The sequence below is a fragment of the Amycolatopsis sp. NPDC049688 genome (assembly GCF_040674975.1).
Taxonomy (GTDB): Bacteria; Actinomycetota; Actinomycetes; order Mycobacteriales; family Pseudonocardiaceae; genus Amycolatopsis.
This window is the reverse complement of the sequence record NZ_JBFANY010000007.1, coordinates 136,008-155,623: the sequence shown is the minus strand read 5'-3', so window position 1 is coordinate 155,623 and position 19,616 is coordinate 136,008. Positions and strand designations below refer to the sequence as shown.

The window sequence follows — 19,616 nt, the reverse complement described above, 5'->3', positions numbered from 1 at the left end:
CGGCCCGGGCGAGCCGCGCCGGCGCAGCCGAGCCTGCTGCCGACCGCCGCCGTGCCCTGCTCGGCCGGGTCGGGCGGCCTGAGGCGAGTAGCCCGGCCCGGGCGAGCCGCGCCCGCGCAGCCGGGCCTGCCGCCGACCGCCGTCGTGCCCTGCTCACCAGCGTGCCGTGCGCCTCCCACTCCACGGATCGCCCCCGATCGCACTACAGTCGGACCCATGTCGCCGGCCGTCGTTTGGGACCGTGCTCTGCTGGGTTACGACCTCGGTGGGGAGCACCCCTTCAATCCCGTCCGGCTGGAGCTCACCGTCCGGCTGGCCGGCGAGCTCGGCGTGCTCGAGGACGTCGAACTGCTCGTCCCGACCGCCGCCGGGGACGAGGAACTCCTCCGGGTGCACGCCCCCGAATACCTCGCCGCCGTGCGGGAGGCCCCGCTCGTCGGGTGGGATGTCGGGCACGGGCTGGGCACCTCCGACAACCCCGTCTTCTCCGACATGCACGACGCCTCCGCGCTCGTCGTCGGCTCGACGCTGCTCGCCGCGCGGAAGGTCGCCGAGGGCGAAGCGAACCGGGCCGTCAACATCGCCGGGGGACTGCACCACGCCATGCGGGACCAGGCCGCCGGGTTCTGCGTCTACAACGACTGCGCCGTCGCCATCTCGTGGCTGCTCGACCACGGCTTCGAGCGCATCGCCTACATCGACACCGACGTCCACCACGGCGACGGCGTCCAGGCCGCCTTCTACGACGACCCGCGCGTCCTCACCATCTCGATGCACCAGCACCCCTTCACCCTCTGGCCGGGCACCGGCTACTCCGCCGAGACCGGCCGAGGGAAGGCCGACGGCACCTCCGTCAACGTCCCCCTGCCGCCGCGGACGAAGGACCCGGGCTGGCTGCGGGCCTTCAACGCCGTCGTCCCCTCACTGCTCGCCGACTTCGAACCGCAGCTGCTGTTCACCCAATGCGGTGTCGACTCGCACGAAGAAGACCCCCTGGCCGACCTCTCCCTCAGCGTCGACGGGCACCGCACCATCTACGCCACCCTCCGCGACCTCGCCGAGACCTACGCCGGCGGGAAGTGGATCGCCGTCGGCGGCGGGGGCTACCAGCTCATCCGGGTCGTCCCGCGGTCCTGGACGCACCTCATCGCCACCGTCCTCGACCGGGACGTCGACCCGGCGACCCCGCTGCCGCCCGGCTGGGTCGGAACCGTCTCCAAGGCGGCACCGCACGCCGAGCTGCCGCCGACCATGTCCGACGACCGCGACACGGAGTTCAAGCCGTGGGGCGACGGCGAGGACGACCCGGTCGACATCGCCGTCCGGGACACCCGCCGCGCCGTCTTCCCGCTGCACGGCCTCGACCCGGACGACCCCAGGGACTGACCATGACCGGCCGGGATCCCTTCGACTACCCCCGCGACTGGGAGGCCGACGTCGTCCTGTCCGACGGCGGCACCGTCCACCTGCGCCCGATCGTCCCCACCGACGCCGACGGCCTCGTCGCCTTCCACGCGAAACTCTCCGAGCGCACCCGCTACTTCCGCTACTTCGGCGCCTACCCGCGCATCCCCGAACGGGACCTGAAGCGCTTCTCCACGGTCGACCACCACGACCGCGTCGCGTTCGCCGCGTTCCTCGGCGACGACATCGTGGCCGTCGGCCGGTACGAGCGGCTCGACGACGGGCCCTCAGCGGAGGTCGCCTTCGTCGTGAGCGACGCCCACCAGGGCCGCGGGCTCGGCTCGATCCTGCTCGAACACCTCGCCGCCGCCGCGTCGGAGTGCGGGCTGCGGCGGTTCGTGGCCGAGGTGCTCGCCGAAAACGCCGCCATGGTGCGGGTGTTCCGCGACGCCGGCTACCAGGTCAGCCGCGAGATCGAAGAAGGCGTGCTGCACCTCGAGTTCGACATCGACCCGACCGAGGAGTCCCTCGCCGTCGCGCGCTCGCGCGAGCAGGCCGCCGAGGCGCGCAGCGTGCACAACCTGCTGCACCCGTCCTCGATCGCGGTGATCGGCGCGTCCGCCGAGCCGGGCAAGGTCGGCCACGTCGCCTTCGTGAACCTGCTGGCCGCCGCGTTCACCGGCACCGTCTACCCGGTCAACCCGGAGCACCGCGCGATCCGGGGTGTCCGCGCGTACCCGTCGGTGCTGGACATCCCGGATCCGGTCGACCTGGCCGTCGTCGCGGTGCCCGCCGAGGCCGTCGAGTCCGTTTTGGACGCCTGCCTGGCCAAGGGCGTGAAGACGCTGCTGATCCTGTCCAGCGGCTTCGCCGAAGCCGGCCCGCACGGCTTGCACGCCGAGCTGCGGCTGGTCGGCGAGGCGCGGGCGCACGGCATGCGCGTGGTCGGCCCGAACGCGCTCGGCGTGCTGAACACCGCGCCCGGGATCCGGCTGAACGCCACCCTCGCGCCGCGGCTGCCCGGCCGCGGGCGCACCGGCTTCTTCTGCCAGTCCGGCGCGCTGGGCACCGCGATCCTCGCCGACGCCGAGTCCCGCGGCCTCGGCCTGTCGACGTTCGTCTCGGCGGGCAACCGCGCCGACGTCTCCGGCAACGACCTGCTCCAGTACTGGGAAACCGATCCGGACACCGACCTCGTCCTGCTGTACCTCGAGTCCTTCGGCAACCCGCGCAAGTTCGCGCGCCTGGCCCGGCGGCTCGCCCGGACGAAGCCGATCGTCGCGGTCAAGTCCGGGCGGCACGCCGTCCGGCCGCAGCTGGCGGCGACGTCGACGGAAATCGACGAGGCCAGCGTCCAGACGCTGTTCGAGCAGGCCGGCGTCGTCCGGGTGGAGTCGCTGGCGCAGCTGTTCGACACCGCGCTCGTGTTCGCCCACCAGCCGCTGCCCGCCGGGCCGCGGGTCGGGATCGTCGGCAACTCCAGCGCGATCGGCCTCCTGGCCGCCGACACCGCGCGGATGCAGGGCCTGCGGCTGGCGTCGGACCCGGTGGACGTCGGGCCGCAGGCCGCGCCGGAGGAGTTCGCGAAGGCGGTCCGCGAGGCCCTCACCTCACCGGAGACCGACGCGCTGGTCGTGGTGTTCGCGCCGCCGGTGGCGATCCCCGGCACCGCGTACGCGCGCGCCCTGCGGGAGACCGTCGTCGAACTGGGGGAGCGCAAGCCGATCGTCTCGACGTTCCTCGCCGCCGAAGGCGTCCCGGACGAACTCGCGGTCCTGACCAAAGACGGCGTGCCGACGCGCGGTTCGATCCCGTCGTACCCGAGCCCCGAACGCGCGGTGAACGCGCTCGCCCGGGTCGTCCGGTACGCGGCGTGGCGGCAGCGCCCGCAGGGCACGCTCGTGCGGCCCGCGGGGATCCACACCGAGCAGGCGCAAGGCATCGTGCGCGAGCTGCTCGAAGCCGACAGCGGCAAGACGACGTTGCTTTCGGACGCCGAAGTCGTGCGGCTGCTGGACTGCTACGGCGTCGACGTGGTGCCCTTCCGCATCGTGTCCACTGTGGACGACGCGGTCGCGGCGGCGGCCGAGCTGGGCTACCCGGTGACGCTCAAGGCCGTCGACGAACGGCTGCGCGGCCGGCCCGACCTGGCCGGCGTCCGGCTCGACCTGGCGTCCGCGGATTCGGTGCGCAACGCCTACGAAACGCTGCGCGAGGTCTCCGGCGACGACGAGGTCTACGTCCAGCGGATGGCGCCCAAGGGCCTGTCGTGCGTGATCGGCCTGCAGGACGACCCGTCGTTCGGCACGCTCGTCTCGTTCGGGCTGTCCGGTCTGGTCAGCACGCTCCTGGGCGACCGCGCCTACCGGGCCGTGCCGCTCACCGACGTCGACGCCGCGACCCTGCTGCGCGAGCCGCGGACGGCGCCGCTGCTCACCGGCTACCGCGGCGACGAGCCGGCCGACCTTGCCGCGCTGCAGGACATGGTGCTGCGGGTGGCGGCGCTGGCCGAGGACAACCCGGAGGTGCGGTCGCTGGTGCTGGACCCGATCCTGGCGTCGCCGGACGGGGCCTTCGTCGCCAACGCCCGCCTGGTCCTGGGGCCGCCGCCGTCGCGGCCCGACACCGGCCCGCGCCGGCTGCGCGCGATCAACCCGCTGGACTGAGCACCTTGTTCCGGTCAGGACGGCGCCACGGAACGCAACCCGCCCGCACGAGGCGAACCTCGCGCCGGCCGACAGCAGAATCAAGGTCCTGAGCATGTCCGAACTGTCCGAGCTGCTGACCCGGCACACCGGCGACCTCCCGGGCGCGGTGGCGCTCGTGGCCCGCGGCGACCAGGTCGAAGCGGCGGCGGCCGGCTCGGCCGACGCCGAGGGCACCGTGCCGATGGCCCGGGACTCGCTGTTCCGCATCGCGTCGCTCACCAAGCCGATCACCGCCGCGGCCGTCCTGCTGCTGGCCGACGACGGTGACCTGGCCCTGGACGACCCGGTCGCGCGGTGGCTGCCGGAACTGGCGTCGCCGGTGGTCGTCCGGACGCCGGCGGGCCCGGTCGACGACGTCGTGCCGGCCGTCCGCCCGATCACGGTGGCCGACCTGCTCACCTTCCGCTGCGGGTACGGCCTCGCCGCCGACCTGACGCTGCCCGCGGTCGACCTGCTGCTCCAGGTCCTCGGCCACCCGGCCGCGTCGCCGCGCGCGTTGTCGCCGGACGCGTGGCTGGCGGCGCTGGCGCAGGTGCCGCTGCTGCACCAGCCGGGCGCGGCGTGGCTCTACGACACCGCTTCCGACATCCAGGGCGTGCTGATCGCGCGGGTGTCCGGCAGGCCGCTGCCGGAGTTCCTGGGGGAGCGGTTGTTCGAGCCGCTCGGCATGGCCGACACCGGGTTCACCGTGCCGACGGCGGCGCTGGGCCGGTTCACCAGCGCCTACCGCCGCGGCGAGGAGGGGCTGCGGCTGATCGACTCGCCGGAGGGCCGGTGGAGCGCCCCGCCGCCGTTCCCGTCCGGAGCCGGCGGGCTCGTCTCCACGGCCGACGACCTGCTGGCGTTCGCGCGGTTCCTGCGCGACGAAGGCACGGCGGGCGGCCACCGCCTGCTGACCCCGGAGTCGGTGCACCGGATGACGACCGACCACCTGACCCCGGCTCAGCGGCAGTCCGCCCGCCTGTTCCTGCACGGCCAGGGCTGGGGGTTCGGCGGTTCGGTCGACGTCGACCCGACGGAACCCTGGGAGGTCCCGGGCCGCTACGGCTGGGTCGGCGGCGCGGGCACGGCCCTGCACCTGATCCCGTCGACGGGCACGATTTCGGTGCTGCTGACCCAGGTCGAGCTCACCAGCCCGGCGCCCACCCCGCTGATGAAGGAGTTCTGGACCTACGCGGCGAGCTAGCCGCGGTCCGCCAGGAGGTCGCCGAGGGCCAGGAGCTGGTGGGTGGCCGGGCCGAGCTCGAACTCCAGGCGTTTCGCCGCCGCGAAGTAGCGGTGCACCACGTGGTCGACGTCGATGCCGACGCCGCCGTGGACGTGGACCGCCGTGTGGGCCACGCGGTGGCCTGCTTCCGCCGCCCAGAACTTGGCCGTCGCCACCGCTGCCGCGGCCGAGGCGGCCGGGACGTCAGAGGTCAGCTGCCACGCCGCCTGCAGCGTCGTCAGGCGGACCGCTTCGACGTCGAGGTAGGCGTCCGCCAGCCGCTGGCGGACCGCCTGGAACCCGCCGATGACGTGGTCGAACTGCTTCCGCTCGGCCGCGTACGCCGCCGTCAGCTCCAGTGCCCGCTCGACCACGCCGAGCTGTTGCGCGCACACCCCGGCCGTCCCGCGCAGGCGCAGCCACTCGCCGATGTCGCCCAGCGACACCCCCGGCACGTCGGACAGTTCCAGAAGTCCGGCGTCCGCGTGGTCGACCGTCTGCTGCGGCTGCACCGAAACCCCGGGCGCGGACGCGTCGACCAGGAACACCTCGTCCGGAGCGGCCACCAGGAAGCCGTGCGCGAACGCGGCGAACGGCACCGCCGTCCGCGTCCCGGACACGCGACCGTCCGAAGCGGTGAACCCGGACAGCGCCACCGCGAGAACACGTTCTCCCCGCAGCACCGGCAGCACCCAGCGGTCCACCAGCTCCGGCGTGCCGAACTCCGCCAGCGCCGACGCCGCCATCGTGATCGACGGCAGGTAGGGGACCGCCGCCACCGCGCGGCCGACCTCGGTCAGCACCGCGCACTGCTCCGGCAGGCCGAACCCGCCACCGCCGAGCGACGACGGCAGCGCCGCGTCCAGCACGCCCGCCTGGCCGAGGGCCGTCCACGCCACCGGGTCGAAGCCGCCGGTGCCGTGGGGGTCGTGGGTGGCCTTGTCGGCCAGCAGCCGCCGGGTCAGCGCGGCGAGGTCGGCCGACGCCTCGGAAAGGGTGAAGTCCATGGGTGCTCCTAGCGCGTGACGGGCAGGCCGAGGGCGGTGGCGGCGATCATGTCCCGCTGGATCTCGTTGGTGCCGCCGCCGAAGGTGAGGATCAGCGCCGACCGGTGCAGCCGCTCGATCCGCCCGGCCAGCAGCGCGCCCGGCGAGCCTTCGCGGACGACGGCCGCCGCGCCGAGCACCTCCATCAGCAGCCGGTACGCCTCGATCGCGAACTCCGTGCCGAACACCTTCGTCGCCGACGCCTCCGCCGGGCCGAGCTCGCTCGCCGCGGCCGCCCAGGCGATCCGCCAGTTCCGCAGCTTCAGGTACTCCGCGCCCGCGTGCACCCGCGCCAGGTGCAGCCGCACCCATTCCTGCTCGATCGCGCCGGTCTCCCGGGCCCACGCCACGACGTCGGCGAGGGCCTTGCGGACCGGCGCCGACGACGTCAGCGCGACCCGCTCGTGGTTGAGCTGGTTGGTGATCAGCGGCCAGCCCGCGTTTTCCTCGGCCACGCGCGCGGACGCCGGCACGCGCACGTTGTCGTAGTAGGTCGCGCTCGTCCCGGCGCCCGCGACCGTGTGCACCTTCGTCCACGAGAATCCGCCGGCCGACGTCGGCACGATGAGGATCGACAGCCCGCGGTGCTTCTTCGCCGCCGGGTCGGTCCGGACCGCGAGCCAGACGTAGTCGGCGTATTCGATCAGGCTCGTCCACATCTTCTGGCCGTTGACGACGTACTCGTCGCCGTCGCGCTCGGCGCGGGTCCGCAGCGACGCCAGGTCGGTGCCGGCCTCCGGCTCGGAGTAGCCGATCGAGAAGTGCAGTTCGCCGGCGGCGATCTTCGGCAGGTAGAACGCCTTCTGCTCGTCGGTGCCGTAGCGCATGATCGTCGGCCCGACGGTGTTCACCGTCAGGAACGGCACCGGCACCCCGGCGACGGCCGCTTCGTCGGTGAAGATCAGCTGATCGAGCATCGAGCGGCCCTGCCCGCCGTACTCGGGCGGCCAGCCCAGCGCGAGCCAGCCGTCCTTGCCCAGCTGCCGGACGATCTCCTTGTACGCCACGCCGTCGCCGTACTCGCCGCCGCCCGAGCGCAGGCCCTCGCGCCGTTCGGGCGTCATCAGCTCGGCGAAGTACGCCCGGAGCTCCGCGGCCAGCGCCTGCTGCTCGGGTGTGTAGTCGATCCGCACAGTCACCTCGATCCGGCGTTACAATAGAACCTGTTCTAGTTGTACCAGGGCTCACGTGGCGGAGGAAGCATGGAGATCGGCGTCGACCGGCTGGCCTGCGAGGCGAACGCAGTGTGCGTCGGGCTCGCCCCGGCCGTCTTCGACCTCGATGACGAGGAGGAACTCGTCATCACCCCCGGCCCGGTGCCGGCGGACCAGGTGGAACGTGTTTCCGATGCGGTCAAAGCGTGCCCGAAGAACGCGCTGTTCATCACCGGTTAGCGGTGTTCACCTGAAGGCTTGCTCAAAACGAGAACAGATTCTACTGTAGGCGCGGAATCCAGGACTCGATGAGGAGGCCTCGCGTGAGCCTGACCGGCAGGACAGCGATCGTCACCGGCGCCGCCGCCGGGCTCGGCCGGGCCGAGGCGCTCGCGCTGGCCGCCCGCGGCGCGACCGTCGTCGTCAACGACCTCAATGAGCCGAAGGACGTCGTCGCCGAGCTCGAGGCGGCAGGCGGCAAGGCCGTCGCGGTCGGCGGCGACGTCGGGGACCGCGCCACCGCCGACGCCCTGACCCAGGCCGCGCTCGACCTCGGCGGCCTCGACATCGTGGTCAACAACGCGGGCGTGCTGCGCGACAAGATGCTGTTCTCGATGTCCGACGACGACTGGGACACCGTGCTCCGCGTCCACTTGCGCGGCCACTTCCTGTTGTCCCGCAACGCCGCCAAGCACTGGCGCGACAAGTCCAAAGCGGACGGCGGGCCGGTGTACGGGCGGCTGGTGAACACCGCGTCCGAGGCGTTCCTCATCGGCTCGCCCGGCCAGCCCAACTACGCCGCCGCGAAGGCGGGCATCACCGCGCTCACCATGTCGGCCGCCCGCGGCCTGGCCAAGTACGGCGTCCGCGCGAACGCGATCTGTCCGCGTGCCCGGACGGCGATGACCGAGGGCGTGTTCGGTGCTCCTCCCGCCGAGGGCACCGATCCGCTCTCGGTCGAGCACGTCGCCCCCTTCGTCGCCCACCTCGCCTCCCCGGCGGCCGAGCACGTCAACGGCCAGGTGTTCGTCGTGCACGGCGGCACGGTCGCGCTGGTGGAGCCGCCGCGGATCGAACAGCGCTGGCGCCTCGACGAGCTCGAGACGTCGATGAGCACCTTCTTCGCCGGCCGCGACCCCGGCCGGATGTTCGCCGCCACCGAAATCCTGGAGGACCTGTGAGGCTGGACGGGAAGATCGCCGTCATCACCGGCGCCGCGCGCGGGCAGGGCGAGGCCGCCGCCCGCGCGTTCGTCGCCGAGGGCGCGAAGGTGGTGATCGCCGACATCCTGGACGACGAGGGCAAGCAGCTCGCCGCCGAACTCGGCGAGCAGGCCGTCTACCAGCACCTCGACGTCGGCGACGAGGACGGCTGGGCCGCGGTGGTCGAGCGCGCGACCACGGAGTTCGGCCACCCGAACGTGCTGGTCAACAACGCGGGCATCCTGCACTTCTCCGAGCTCGCCCAGACGACGCTGGCCGATTACGAACGCGTGATCCGGGTGAACCAGATCGGGGCGTTTCTCGGGATGCGTTCGGTCGTTGAACCGATGACCGCCGCCGGCGGTGGCTCCATCGTCAACGTGTCCTCTGTGGAGGGACTGGCCGGGATGCCCTACCTCGTCGCCTACACCGCGAGCAAGTTCGCGATCCGCGGCATGACCAAGGTCGCGGCGATGGAACTCGGCAAGAAGCACATTCGCGTCAATTCGGTGCATCCCGGCGCGATCGACACGAAGATGGTCGAGACCGCGGCCGGCGGCCAGAAAGTCGACATGTCCTACGTCGGGAAGAAGGTCGCCCTGAAGCGGGTCGGGCAGCCGGAGGACATCGCCAAGCTGGTGTTGTTCCTGGCCAGCGACGAGAGCGCGTACTGCACGGGTGCGGAGTTCGTGGCCGACGGCGGGGCGACGGCGACGCACGCCCTCAACTTCTGAAGGAGAACTGCCGAAGAGGTGGGTGAACACCGCTAACTCAAGCGGGGACCGGGTGTGGAGAAGACTCGGAGGTCAACGGCGAGCTACTGGGAGGTGTGGTGAGCGGAAGCAGTGGCACGCTCCCGGGAACCGCGGCCCTGACCCAGGTCGGCCGCCTCGCGACGCTTTCGGTGGAAGTCCTGCGCGCGATCTTCAAACGCCCGTTCCAGGCGCGGGAATGGATCCAGCAGTGCTGGTTCTTCGCCAGCGTCACGATCCTGCCGACCGCGCTGGTGGCCATCCCGTTCGGCGCGGTGATCGCGCTGCAGCTCGGCTCGCTGACCGCCCAGATCGGCGCGCAGTCGTTCACCGGCGCGGCCAGCGCGCTGGCCATCGTGCAGCAGGCCAGCCCGCTGATCACCGCGCTGCTGGTCGCCGGCGCCGGCGGCAGCGCGGTCTGCGCGGACATCGGCGCGCGCAAGATCCGCGAAGAGATCGACGCCATGGAGGTCCTCGGCGTCAACCCGATCCAGCGCCTGATCGTGCCGCGGGTGCTCGCCGCGATGGTCGTCTCGGTGCTGCTGAACGGCTTGGTCAGCGTGGTCGGCGTGCTCGGCGGCTACTTCTTCAACGTCGTCCTGCAGGGCGGCACGCCCGGCGCGTACCTGGCCAGCTTCAACGCCCTCGCGCAGGTTCCGGACCTGTGGATCAGCGAGATCAAGGCGCTGCTGTACGGCTTCGTCGCCGGGGTCGTCGCGGCCTTCCGCGGGCTGAACCCGGCCGGCGGCCCGAAGGGCGTCGGCGACGCGGTCAACCAGGCCGTCGTCATCACGTTCCTGCTGCTGTTCCTGATCAACGTCGTGCTCACCGCGATCTACTTGCGGATCGTCCCGCCGAAGGCGATGTGATGACCGCCGAACCGCTGGACGCCGACCGGACGCTCGAGTACATCGCGCGCCCGGGCCAGAGCCTGGAAGGGCTCGGCAAGCAGCTGGCGTTCGCCGCGAAAGCGCTCGCCTGGTCGCCGCGCACGATCCGCCGCTACAGCCGGGAAACGCTGCGGCTGCTCACCGAGGTCTGCTTCGGCACCGGCGGCCTGGCCGTCATCGGCGGCACGCTCGGCGTGATGATCGGGATGACGCTGTTCACCGGCCTCATCGTCGGCCTGCAGGGCTACTCGGCGCTCAACCAGCTCGGCACGGCCGCGCTCACCGGGTTCATCTCCGCCTACTTCAACACCCGCGAGGTCGCGCCGCTCTCGGCCGGGCTCGCCTTGAGCGCGACCGTCGGCTGCGGCTTCACCGCCCAGCTCGGCGCGATGCGGATCTCCGAGGAGATCGACGCCCTGGAAGTCATGGGCGTGCCGAGCATGCCCTACCTGGTGACGACCCGGGTGCTCGCCGGCGTCGCCGCGGTGATCCCGCTGTACGCGGTCGGCCTGCTGTCGAGCTACCTCGCGTCCCGGCAGATCACCATCTGGCTCTACGGCCAGTCCGCGGGCACCTACGACCACTACTTCACGCTTTTCCTGCCACCCGGCGACGTCCTCTGGTCGTTCGGGAAGGTGATCGTGTTCAGCGTGCTCGTGATCCTGTCCCATTGTTATTACGGCTTCACCGCCAGTGGCGGCCCGGCCGGCGTCGGCGTGGCGGTGGGCCGCGCGGTGCGGACGTCGATCGTGCTGATCTCGGTACTGGACTTCTTCCTCAGCCTGGCGATCTGGGGTGCGAACACGACGGTGAGGATCTCCGGATGAGGCGCGAGGTGTGGCAGCGGCTCCGGTACCAGGTGCTGGGGCTGGTCTTCCTGCTCGTCGCCGCGTTGTTCATCGTGTTCACCCTCGCCGTCTACCACAAGGCGTTCACCCCGGTGACGCTCGTGAAGCTGGAGACCGACCGCGTCGGCAGCCAGCTGCGCACCGGCGGCGACGTCAAGGTCCGCGGCATGCTCGTCGGCGAAGTCCGGTCGGTGCTGGCGAAGGGCGACCACGCCGAGCTGGAGCTGGCCCTCGACCCGGGCAAAACGCACGTCATCCCGAAGAACGTCTCCGCGCGGCTGCTGCCGAAGACGCTGTTCGGCGAGCGGTACGTCGCTCTGCAGCTGCCCGAGGCACCGGAAGCCCCGATCGAAGCCGGTGACGTCATCCCGCAGGACCGCAGCAGCGCGGCGATCGAGCTCCAGAAGGTCCTCGACGACGTGATGCCGCTGCTGCAGGCCGTCCAGCCCGAGAAGCTGTCGAGCACGCTGACGGCGGTGTCGACCGCTCTGGAAGGCCGCGGCAAGCAGCTCGGCCAGACCCTCGTGCAGCTGTCCGACTACCTCGGCAAGCTCAACCCGTCGCTGCCGGACATCAAGGCCGACATCACCGGCTTGGCGAACGTGGCGAACACCTATGACAAGGCCGCACCTGATCTCCTGCAGGCGCTGTCGGACCTGACGACGACGAGCCGCACGATCGTCGACCAGCGCGCCCAGCTGAGCGACCTCTACGCCACGGTCACCGCGGCTTCGGTGGACCTGACGAGTTTCCTGCAGGTCAACAAGGACAACCTGATCCGGCTCACGACGGCGATCCAGCCGACGCTCGACGTCCTGGCGAAGTACGCGCCCGAGTACCCGTGCCTGCTGCGGCAGCTCGCGGAGTCGGTGCCGCGCGCGGAACTGGCGTTCGGCAAGGGCACCGCGCACCCCGAGGTCAGCCGGGTCACCATCGAGTTCGCCGCCAGCCGCGGCAAGTACCTCCCCGGCGTCGACGAGCCGAAGTACGAGGACAAGCGCGGCCCGCGCTGCTACCCGCAGGTCCCGAAACCCGGCGTCTGGCCGCAGTACCCGCCGGACGGCGCGATCAAGGACGGCTCCAGCAAGCCCCCGCCGCCGAAGAACCCGCCCGAGACGCTGCCCGCCGGAGGCGGGGCCGTCGGCGGGGACGGCACGATCGTCGGATCCGCCTACGAGAACGACCTGATCGACCTGCTCGCGTCGCCCGCGCTCGGCACCTCGCCGGGTGACGTGCCGGGCTGGGCGGGCCTGCTCGTCGGGCCGCTGTACCGCGGGGCGGAGGTGGAGCTGAAGTGAGGAGCTTCCTCCCGTCGCTGGTCAAACTCGGGATCTTCGCGGTGGTCACCGTGCTGCTCACCGGGATCCTGGCGGCCACCATCGCGAACACGAACTTCGGAGAGACGTCCGGCTACCTGGCGAAGTTCACCGACGCGTCCGGGCTCAAGGAAGGCGACGACGTCCGCATCGCCGGCGTCAAGGTCGGTCAGGTCGACGCGATCGAGGTGGTCGAGGGCGAGCGGAACCTGGCGCAGGTGCGGTTCGACGTCGAGCAAACCTACCGGCTGCCGGAGACGGTGACCGCCACGATCAAGTACCGCAACCTCGTCGGCCAGCGCTACCTCGCGCTCGGCACCGACGTCCCCGGCGACAAGGCGCTGCCCGACGGCGGCACGATCCCGCCCGAGCGAACGAAACCCGCGTTGAATCTCACCGTGCTGTTCAACGGGTTCAAGCCGTTGTTCAAGGCGTTGAGCCCGAAGGACGTCAACCAGCTGTCGGCCGAGATCATCAGCGTCTTCCAGGGCGAAGGCGGCACGATCACCAGCCTGCTGCAGCACACCGCGTCCCTGACGACCGCGATCGCGAGCAAGGACCAGGTGATCGGCCAGGTCATCGCCAACCTCAACACGGTGCTCGGCACGGTCAACGCCCGCGGCCCGGAACTCGGCGACCTCGTCGAGCAGACGCAGAAACTGGTCAGCGGGCTGGCCGAGCAGCGCAAGCCGATCGGCGACGCGGTCAGCGCGCTCGGCGACCTCGCGGTGTCCACGACGGGCCTGCTGGCCGACGCGCGCCCGGCGCTGAAGGACGACGTGGCGCAGCTCGGCGTGCTGTCGCAGAACCTCGGCGATTCCGGCGTGCTGCTCAACCACCTCCTCGAGGTGCTGCCGGGCAACCTGCAGAAGTTCACCCGGACCCTGAGCTACGGCAGCTGGTTCAACTACTACCTGTGCGGGATCACCGGCACCATCGGCATTTCCTCGCTCGACATCACGCTGCCGATCATCCCGATCCCCGGTACGCAGCGCGCGGAGAGGTGTGGTCCGTGAAGCCGCTGAAGGAACGCAACCAGGCCGCGGTGGGCGCGGTCGCGCTCGTGCTGATCGTGCTCGTCACGGCCACGACGTACTTCTCCGACCAGCTCCCGTTCTTCGGCAACGGCACGACGTATTCGGCGTACTTCGGCGAGTCGGCCGGGCTGGCGCCGGACAACGAGGTCGAGGTCGCCGGGGTCAAGGTCGGCACGGTGTCGTCGGTGAAGCTCGCGGGCAAGCAGGTCCTGGTCCGGTTCCGGGTCAAGGACGTCCGGGTCGGCGACGCGACGACGGCGTCGATCGAGATCAAGACGCTGCTGGGGGAGAAGTACCTCGCGCTCGACCCGAAGGGCAGCGGGGCGCAGGAGCCGGACGACACGATCCCGCAGGCCCGCACGCGCACGCCGTTCCAGCTGCAGGACGCCTTCGAACAGCTGTCGACGACGGTCGGCGACATCGACACGAAACAGCTCGCGGACAGCTTCAACGCCCTCTCCGACAGCCTCAAGGACAGCCCGCAGTACCTGAAGGACACGCTGAACGGGTTGTCCTCGCTGGCGAAAACGGTTTCCTCCCGTGACGCCGACCTGCACACGCTCCTGGCCAACACCAGCCAGATCTCGAAGACGCTGTCGGACCGCAACACCCAGCTGCAGCGCGTGATCAGCGACGGCAACCTGCTGCTCACCGAGCTGCAGAACCGCAAGCAGGCCATCAACGCGCTGCTCACCGGCACCCAGCAGCTCTCGCACCAGCTGACCGGGCTCGTCCAGGACAACCGCGCGCAGCTGAAACCGACCCTCGACAAACTGAGCAAGGTGACCGACATCCTGCAGCGCAACCAGGGCAACCTCGACAAGAGCCTGCAGCTGATGGCGCCGTTCGCCCGCGTCGGCGCGAACGCCACCGGCAACGGCCGCTGGTTCGAGGGCTACCTGTGCGGGCTGCTGCCGCCGACGATCACCGCGGGCGGGCTGCACATCAACCCCGAAGGCTGCACCCCGCCGATCGCGGCGCCGAACCAGGGGGTGGGCCGCCGATGACCATCCACACGTCCCGCGGCCGCAGCCTGGTGACCTGGCTGGCGTTCGCCTGCATCCTCGCGCTGATCGTCACCGCCGGCCTGTACCTGGTGTTCCGCTCGTCGACCGGCACCAAGCTGTCGGCGTACTTCGGCAAGACCGTCGGGCTGTACGCGGGTTCGTCGGTGCGGGTGCTCGGGGTGCCGGTCGGCGAGGTCACCGACGTCACGCCTGAGGGGGACGCGGTCCGCGTCGACATGCGCGTCGACGACGTGCCGCTGCCGGCCGGCGTCGGCGCGGTCGTCGTCGCGCCGAGCCTGGTCAGCGACCGGTACGTCCAGCTGACCCCGGCCTACGACAGCGGGCCGGTGCTCGCCTCCGGCACGGTGCTGCCGCGCGAGCGCACGGCCACGCCGGTGGAACTGGACGACCTGTACTCGAGCCTGGACAAGCTGTCGACGGCGCTGGGGCCGAACGGAGCGAACAAGGACGGCGCGCTGTCCGGCGTGCTGGACACCGCGGCGAACACGCTGAAGGGCAACGGCGCTTCGCTGAACTCGACGGTCGGGCAGCTCGCCGGTCTCGCGAAGACCCTGGACGGCTCGAAGGACGACCTGTTCTCGACCGTGCAGAACCTGAACTCCTTCACCGGCGCCCTGGCCCAGAGCGACCAGCAGCTCAACGAGTTCTACGGCCGCGTCGCCGACGTCAGCAAGTTCCTCGCCGCGGACTCGTCCGACGTCGGAGCCGCGCTGCAGTCCCTCGGCGGGGCGCTCGGCGACGTCCAGCAGTTCGTCAACGACAACAAGGCGGCGCTGGAGTCCAATGTGGACAAGCTGGCGTCGCTGTCGAAGGTCCTCGTCGACCAGCGCGCCGCGCTCGCCGAGGTGCTCGACATCGCGCCGACCGGCGCCACGAACTTCATCAACTCCTACGACGCGGCGTCGGGCACCATCGCCGTCCGCGACAACCTGAACGAGCTGACGAACCCGCCGATCCTCACGGTGTGCCGGCTGATCAGCTCGGTCACGCCGAAGGAAGTGCCCGACGCGCTGGGGAACATCTGCAAGCAGCTGGCGCCGATCTTGGACGGCGCGCTGAAGCTGCCGACGATCCCGCAGGTGCTCAATTCCCTGCAGAACGGGACACTGCCGCCGTTGCCGCTCCCGCTCGTCGACGTCATGGAGCAGCTGTCGGGCGGTGCGAAGTGAAGGGGCGCAGGCGGATCGCGGGCGCGCTCGCCGGGGTGCTCGTGCTCGCCGGCTGCAGCGACGGCGGTTTCAACGGCCTCTACGGCACGCCGCTGCCGGGCGGCGCCGACGTCGGCGACCACCCGTACCACGTCACCGCGCTGTTCACCGACGTGCTGGATCTGGTGCCGCAGTCGAGTGTCAAGGTCAACGACGTCGCCGTCGGACGCGTCGACAAGGTCACCCTGACGCCGGACACGCGGTCGGCGCTGGTGGCGATGACCGTCAACGGCGACATCGCGCTGCCCGCCAACGCCCGCGCCGAGCTGAAGCAGTCTTCGCTGCTGGGGGAGAAATTCGTCGAGCTGAGCGTGCCCACGGCCGAGCCGGCGACCGGGAAACTGGGCGACGGCGGGCAGATCCCGCTCGGGCGCACCAACCGCAACCCCGAGGTCGAGGAGGTGCTCGGCGCGCTTTCCCTGCTGCTCAACGGCGGCGGCGTCGAGCAGATCCAGAAGATCAGCCACGAACTCAACGACGCGTTGTCGGGCAACGAGCCGGAAATCCGCGCACTGCTGTCCCGAGTGGACGAACTGGCGACGCAGCTGGACGGGCACAAGACGGAGATCCTGCGCGCGATCGACGGGCTCGGGAAGCTGTCGAAGACCTTGACCGGCCAGACGCAGAACCTGACGAACGCGCTGGACAACCTCGCGCCCGGCCTGAAGGTCGTCACCGACCAGCGTGACCAGCTCGTCGGGATGCTGAACGCGTTGAACACGCTGTCCGGCGTCGCGGTGGACACCGTGACGAAGAGCCGCGACCAGCTCGTCGCGAACCTGCGGGCGCTGCAGCCGACGCTGGCGAAGCTCGGCGAGGCCGGCGCCAACCTGCCCAACGCGTTGCAGATCCTTCTGACGTATCCGTTCCCGGACTACGCGGGCAACGTGATCAAGGGCGACTACGCGAACGTCGAGGCGAACGTGAACCTCGACCTGGACGTGCTGATCTCGAACTTCGCGAACTCGTCGCAGCCGCCGATCGCGCTGCCGTCCGGCCAGCCGTCGGCCGTCGCGCCTCCGCTGCCGCTCCCGGACCTGGGTTCGGTGCCGCCGGCGGCCGGTCCCGACCTGCTGGGCGGGCTGCTCGGCCTGATCGGGGGTGGCCGGTGACCCGCAGGATCCGGATCCAGCTGTTCGCGTTCGTCGTCATCGCGGTGGTCTCGGTGGTCTACGCCGGCGGCCGCTACGCCGGGCTGGACCGGCTCTTCGGCAACCGCGGCTACGTCGTGACCGCGCAGCTGACCGACTCCGGCGGCATCTTCGTCAACTCCGAGGTCGCCTACCGCGGGGTCACGGTCGGCCGGGTGACGTCGATGACGCTGACCGAGCACGGCGTCGACGTCGCCCTCGACATCGACGCGGGTGCCCCGGACATCCCGGCCGACGCGCACGCGCAGGTGGCGAACCGGTCGGCGGTGGGGGAGCAGTTCGTGGACCTGCTCCCGCAGCACAACGGCGGCCCGTTCCTGAAGGACGGCTCGGTGATCACCGCGGACCGGACGTCGCTGCCGCCGTCGCCCGATACGGTGCTGACCCACCTCGACGACCTCGTCGCCAGCGTGCACCCGGATTCGCTGCGGACGGTCGTCGACGAGACGTACGACGCGTTCGCGGGCGCGGGCCCCGAACTGCAGCAGCTGCTCGACAGCACGGGCTCGCTGACCGCGGTGGCCGCGCAGTACGTCCCGCAGACGCAGGGGCTGCTGGCGAACTCGCGGATCGTGCTCGGCACCCAGGAGCGGCAGGCGGCGAACATCACCGACTTCGCTGCCGGCTTGAAGACGATCGCGGGGCAGCTCAAGAAGTCCGACCCGGACCTGCGGCGGGTGATCGCGCAGGCGCCGCAGCTGAGCAGGCAGATCAGCGACGTGCTCGCCGCGTCGGGCACCGACCTGGGCGTGCTGTTCGCGAACCTGCTCACCACCGCGCAGATCACGACGTCCCGGAAGGACTCGATCGAGGAACTGCTGGTGGCGTACCCGATCATTTCGGCGTTCTCGCCGTCGACGTCCCCGGACGGCACCGGCCACCTGGGCGTGGTGTTCAACTTCTTCGACCCGGCATCGTGCACGAAGGGCTACGAAGGCACGAAGCAGCGTCCGGCGAACGACGAGACCGAAGCGCCGGTCAACATGAACGCCTACTGCGCCGAGCCGCCGGGCAGCCCGACCGGGGTCCGCGGGGCGCAGAACGCGCCTTACGCGGGGAAGCCGCCCGCGATCCCGGCGGCGCCCCAGCAGCAGGCCGCGTCGGCTCCTCCGCAGCTTCCCGGGATGCTCAGCCTGCTGACCGGGCCGTCCCCGGGCGGGCTCGGCCGGTTGCTGGGCGCGCCGTGAAGCAGCGTCTCCTGGTGGTCTTGGCCGTGGTGTCGGTCTTGGCGGCGGCCTTCTCCGGCTGGTCCTGGTGGCGTGCGGCGGCGGACGACTCCGCCGCGCGCGGCCGTGCGCGTGACGCGGTGCTCGCCGCGGCGGGCCCCCAGCTGGTCACCTTGAACACGATCGACTACCGCACGGCGGCCGCCGACGTGGACCGCTGGATCGCGGCGACGACCGGGCAGTACGGGAAAGACCTCTCCGGCGACCGCCAGCTTCAGATCGACCGCGCCGTTTCGGCTCGCACCGTTTCCTCCGCTTCCCTGGTCCAGGCGGCGGTGACGGAGATCGATCCGTCGCGCGGCGCTGCGCGTCTCCTGGCGGTGCTGGACGTCCGGGTGTCGACGGGCGGCGGCGCGGTGTCGCCGAAGATGAACCGGCTGACGGTGGACGCGGCCCGGTCCGCGGACGGCTGGAAGATCAGCGGCGTCCAGGCGGCGGGCTCATGACCCGGATCCTGGTCGCGGTGGTGGTGCTCGCCCTGGGCTGCACGGCGTGGTTCACGATCGAGACGGCATCCCTGTCACCGGGCGACAACGCGGCCCTGGTGGATTCCCCGGCGACGGCTTCGGTTTCGTCCGAGGTGAGCGACGCGGTGAAAGCGGTGTTCTCCTACGACTACGCGAACCTGGCCCGCACCGAGCGCGCGGCAGCGGACGTCCTGACGGGGGACGCGGTCCGGCAGTACCAGGCCCAGTTCGCGGCGGCCAGGACCCGGGCCTCGGCGGAGAAGCTGGTCCGGACGACAACGGTCCGCGCGGTGGGAGTGCGGTCGTTGCGCGGCGACGAAGCTTCGCTGTTGTTGTTCCTGGACCAGCAGACGGTGGCCCAGGGCGGGGGAGCACCGTCGTCGTCGGTGGCCCAGCTGGCGGTGACGGCGAAGCGCATCGACGGCCGCTGGAAGCTGGCCACCCTGACGGCGCTTTAGCTCGCGGTGCCGGGCGCAGGCGCCGGACCGGGTGCCTTCCGCATGGTGCTCGACCACCGCGCGCCCTCCTCGCTGATCACCGCGTGCAGGTCCTCCGCCAGCACCTCCCGCCGGGTCGCGGCCTCCCGGTAGGGACCCACCCGGCCCGCGTACCGGTACGCCAGCTGCCGGATCGCCTCCGCCGAACCGCGGTAGCTCAGGTAGTTCGTGTGCAGCTGGAACAACTGCTGGATGCCCTCGAGCACCACGACCACCGCGGCGAACGACGCCGTCCAGGCCGGCGGGGCGGAGACTGCGGCCAGGACCGGGACCGCCGCGGCCACCGCGATCGACACCGTCTTCAGGCCCTGGTAGCCGAGCCGGGTCCGGGTGGCGGCCTGGTGGTACCACGCGAACTCCGCGCGGAGGTGCTGCCAGACGACGTCGGCCTCGTCCTGGGGATCGGGCAGCGAGGGGAGTGCTTCGTCGAGGCGTTGCCACTGCAGGCGTCTGGGCGATCCCGGCATGGCCCTAC

The 19,616-nt window shown here is 71.3% G+C and carries 19 protein-coding genes; 16 read left to right on the top strand and 3 right to left on the bottom strand.

What is annotated here, in order from left to right; genetic code table 11:
• The first annotated feature begins 216 nt into the window (after positions 1 to 216).
• The 3 genes from AB0J55_RS24035 to AB0J55_RS24025 all read left to right on the top strand — a co-directional run bounded on the left by AB0J55_RS24035 (position 217) and on the right by AB0J55_RS24025 (position 5,298).
• The gene (locus AB0J55_RS24035; RefSeq protein ID WP_364252378.1) at positions 217 to 1,386 is read left to right on the top strand and encodes an acetoin utilization protein AcuC; all 1,170 of its coding nucleotides are present in this window, start codon (positions 217 to 219) and stop codon (positions 1,384 to 1,386) included.
• Between the two features lie 2 nt (positions 1,387 to 1,388).
• Entirely contained in the window at positions 1,389 to 4,070 is a 2,682-nt protein-coding gene (locus AB0J55_RS24030; protein WP_364252375.1) for a GNAT family N-acetyltransferase, read from the top strand.
• Between the two features lie 94 nt (positions 4,071 to 4,164).
• Entirely contained in the window at positions 4,165 to 5,298 is a 1,134-nt protein-coding gene (locus AB0J55_RS24025; RefSeq protein WP_364252372.1) for a serine hydrolase domain-containing protein, read from the top strand.
• Here the strand turns inward: AB0J55_RS24025 and AB0J55_RS24020 are convergent.
• Both AB0J55_RS24020 and AB0J55_RS24015 read right to left on the bottom strand, forming a co-directional pair.
• Entirely contained in the window at positions 5,295 to 6,326 is a 1,032-nt protein-coding gene (locus AB0J55_RS24020) for an acyl-CoA dehydrogenase family protein (protein ID WP_364252370.1), read from the bottom strand. The genes AB0J55_RS24025 and AB0J55_RS24020 overlap by 4 nt on opposite strands.
• A gap of 8 nt (positions 6,327 to 6,334) precedes the next feature.
• Positions 6,335 to 7,498 carry an acyl-CoA dehydrogenase family protein gene (locus AB0J55_RS24015; RefSeq protein ID WP_364253074.1) on the bottom strand — a complete coding sequence of 388 codons (1,164 nt, stop codon included), beginning with the start codon at positions 7,496 to 7,498 and terminating at the stop codon, positions 6,335 to 6,337.
• A gap of 69 nt (positions 7,499 to 7,567) precedes the next feature.
• Here AB0J55_RS24015 and AB0J55_RS24010 point away from each other — a divergent pair, with 69 nt between their 5' ends.
• The 13 genes from AB0J55_RS24010 (at position 7,568) to AB0J55_RS23950 (ending at position 19,102) form a co-directional block, all read left to right on the top strand.
• Positions 7,568 to 7,759, top strand: a complete 192-nt coding sequence (locus tag AB0J55_RS24010; protein WP_364252368.1) for a ferredoxin — start codon at positions 7,568 to 7,570, stop codon at positions 7,757 to 7,759.
• An 83-nt stretch (positions 7,760 to 7,842) separates the two neighbouring features.
• Complete coding sequence (locus AB0J55_RS24005; RefSeq protein WP_364252365.1) at positions 7,843 to 8,700, top strand: 3-oxoacyl-ACP reductase; 858 nt, start codon at positions 7,843 to 7,845, stop codon at positions 8,698 to 8,700.
• Positions 8,697 to 9,455 (top strand): glucose 1-dehydrogenase, encoded by a 759-nt coding sequence (locus AB0J55_RS24000; protein WP_364252362.1) that lies wholly within the window; start codon positions 8,697 to 8,699, stop codon positions 9,453 to 9,455. The genes AB0J55_RS24005 and AB0J55_RS24000 overlap by 4 nt, the downstream gene beginning before the upstream one ends.
• Before the next feature lie 98 nt (positions 9,456 to 9,553).
• Positions 9,554 to 10,342: an ABC transporter permease gene (locus AB0J55_RS23995; RefSeq protein ID WP_003090755.1), complete on the top strand. Its 789-nt coding sequence runs from the start codon at positions 9,554 to 9,556 to the stop codon at positions 10,340 to 10,342.
• Positions 10,342 to 11,190: an ABC transporter permease gene (locus AB0J55_RS23990; protein ID WP_354828795.1), complete on the top strand. Its 849-nt coding sequence runs from the start codon at positions 10,342 to 10,344 to the stop codon at positions 11,188 to 11,190. Before AB0J55_RS23995 ends, AB0J55_RS23990 begins: the two co-directional genes overlap by 1 nt.
• Complete coding sequence (locus AB0J55_RS23985; RefSeq protein WP_364252360.1) at positions 11,187 to 12,509, top strand: MCE family protein; 1,323 nt, start codon at positions 11,187 to 11,189, stop codon at positions 12,507 to 12,509. Before AB0J55_RS23990 ends, AB0J55_RS23985 begins: the two co-directional genes overlap by 4 nt.
• Positions 12,506 to 13,543: an MlaD family protein gene (locus AB0J55_RS23980; protein ID WP_364252357.1), complete on the top strand. Its 1,038-nt coding sequence runs from the start codon at positions 12,506 to 12,508 to the stop codon at positions 13,541 to 13,543. The genes AB0J55_RS23985 and AB0J55_RS23980 overlap by 4 nt, the downstream gene beginning before the upstream one ends.
• The gene (locus AB0J55_RS23975) at positions 13,540 to 14,571 is read left to right on the top strand and encodes an MCE family protein (RefSeq protein WP_364252354.1); all 1,032 of its coding nucleotides are present in this window, start codon (positions 13,540 to 13,542) and stop codon (positions 14,569 to 14,571) included. Before AB0J55_RS23980 ends, AB0J55_RS23975 begins: the two co-directional genes overlap by 4 nt.
• Complete coding sequence (locus AB0J55_RS23970) at positions 14,568 to 15,761, top strand: MCE family protein (protein WP_364252351.1); 1,194 nt, start codon at positions 14,568 to 14,570, stop codon at positions 15,759 to 15,761. Before AB0J55_RS23975 ends, AB0J55_RS23970 begins: the two co-directional genes overlap by 4 nt.
• Positions 15,758 to 16,912, top strand: coding sequence for an MCE family protein (locus tag AB0J55_RS23965; RefSeq protein ID WP_364252348.1), 1,155 nt, complete (start codon positions 15,758 to 15,760; stop codon positions 16,910 to 16,912). The genes AB0J55_RS23970 and AB0J55_RS23965 overlap by 4 nt, the downstream gene beginning before the upstream one ends.
• Complete coding sequence (locus AB0J55_RS23960) at positions 16,909 to 18,138, top strand: MCE family protein (protein WP_364252345.1); 1,230 nt, start codon at positions 16,909 to 16,911, stop codon at positions 18,136 to 18,138. The genes AB0J55_RS23965 and AB0J55_RS23960 overlap by 4 nt, the downstream gene beginning before the upstream one ends.
• On the top strand, positions 18,135 to 18,623 hold the full coding sequence (locus AB0J55_RS23955; RefSeq protein ID WP_364252342.1) for a hypothetical protein: 489 nt from the start codon (positions 18,135 to 18,137) through the stop codon (positions 18,621 to 18,623). Before AB0J55_RS23960 ends, AB0J55_RS23955 begins: the two co-directional genes overlap by 4 nt.
• Complete coding sequence (locus AB0J55_RS23950; protein WP_364252339.1) at positions 18,620 to 19,102, top strand: hypothetical protein; 483 nt, start codon at positions 18,620 to 18,622, stop codon at positions 19,100 to 19,102. The genes AB0J55_RS23955 and AB0J55_RS23950 overlap by 4 nt, the downstream gene beginning before the upstream one ends.
• Here AB0J55_RS23950 and AB0J55_RS23945 read toward each other — a convergent pair.
• The gene (locus AB0J55_RS23945) at positions 19,099 to 19,608 is read right to left on the bottom strand and encodes a DUF4231 domain-containing protein (RefSeq protein WP_364252336.1); all 510 of its coding nucleotides are present in this window, start codon (positions 19,606 to 19,608) and stop codon (positions 19,099 to 19,101) included. The two genes, AB0J55_RS23950 and AB0J55_RS23945, sit on opposite strands and share 4 nt — an antisense overlap.
• Positions 19,609 to 19,616: the final 8 nt, after the last annotated feature.

Excerpts from the sequence above, each read along its gene's own strand:
- AB0J55_RS24035 (WP_364252378.1), top strand. The coding sequence starts at position 217 with ATGTCGCCGGCCGTCGTTTGGGACCGTGCTCTGCTGGGTTACGACCTC.
- AB0J55_RS24030 (WP_364252375.1), top strand. The coding sequence starts at position 1,389 with ATGACCGGCCGGGATCCCTTCGACTACCCCCGCGACTGGGAGGCCGAC.
- AB0J55_RS24025 (WP_364252372.1), top strand. The coding sequence starts at position 4,165 with ATGTCCGAACTGTCCGAGCTGCTGACCCGGCACACCGGCGACCTCCCG.
- AB0J55_RS24020 (WP_364252370.1), bottom strand. The coding sequence starts at position 6,326 with ATGGACTTCACCCTTTCCGAGGCGTCGGCCGACCTCGCCGCGCTGACC.
- AB0J55_RS24010 (WP_364252368.1), top strand. The coding sequence starts at position 7,568 with ATGGAGATCGGCGTCGACCGGCTGGCCTGCGAGGCGAACGCAGTGTGC.
- AB0J55_RS23990 (WP_354828795.1), top strand. The coding sequence starts at position 10,342 with ATGACCGCCGAACCGCTGGACGCCGACCGGACGCTCGAGTACATCGCG.
- AB0J55_RS23985 (WP_364252360.1), top strand. The coding sequence starts at position 11,187 with ATGAGGCGCGAGGTGTGGCAGCGGCTCCGGTACCAGGTGCTGGGGCTG.
- AB0J55_RS23970 (WP_364252351.1), top strand. The coding sequence starts at position 14,568 with ATGACCATCCACACGTCCCGCGGCCGCAGCCTGGTGACCTGGCTGGCG.
- AB0J55_RS23950 (WP_364252339.1), top strand. The coding sequence starts at position 18,620 with ATGACCCGGATCCTGGTCGCGGTGGTGGTGCTCGCCCTGGGCTGCACG.
- AB0J55_RS23945 (WP_364252336.1), bottom strand. The coding sequence starts at position 19,608 with ATGCCGGGATCGCCCAGACGCCTGCAGTGGCAACGCCTCGACGAAGCA.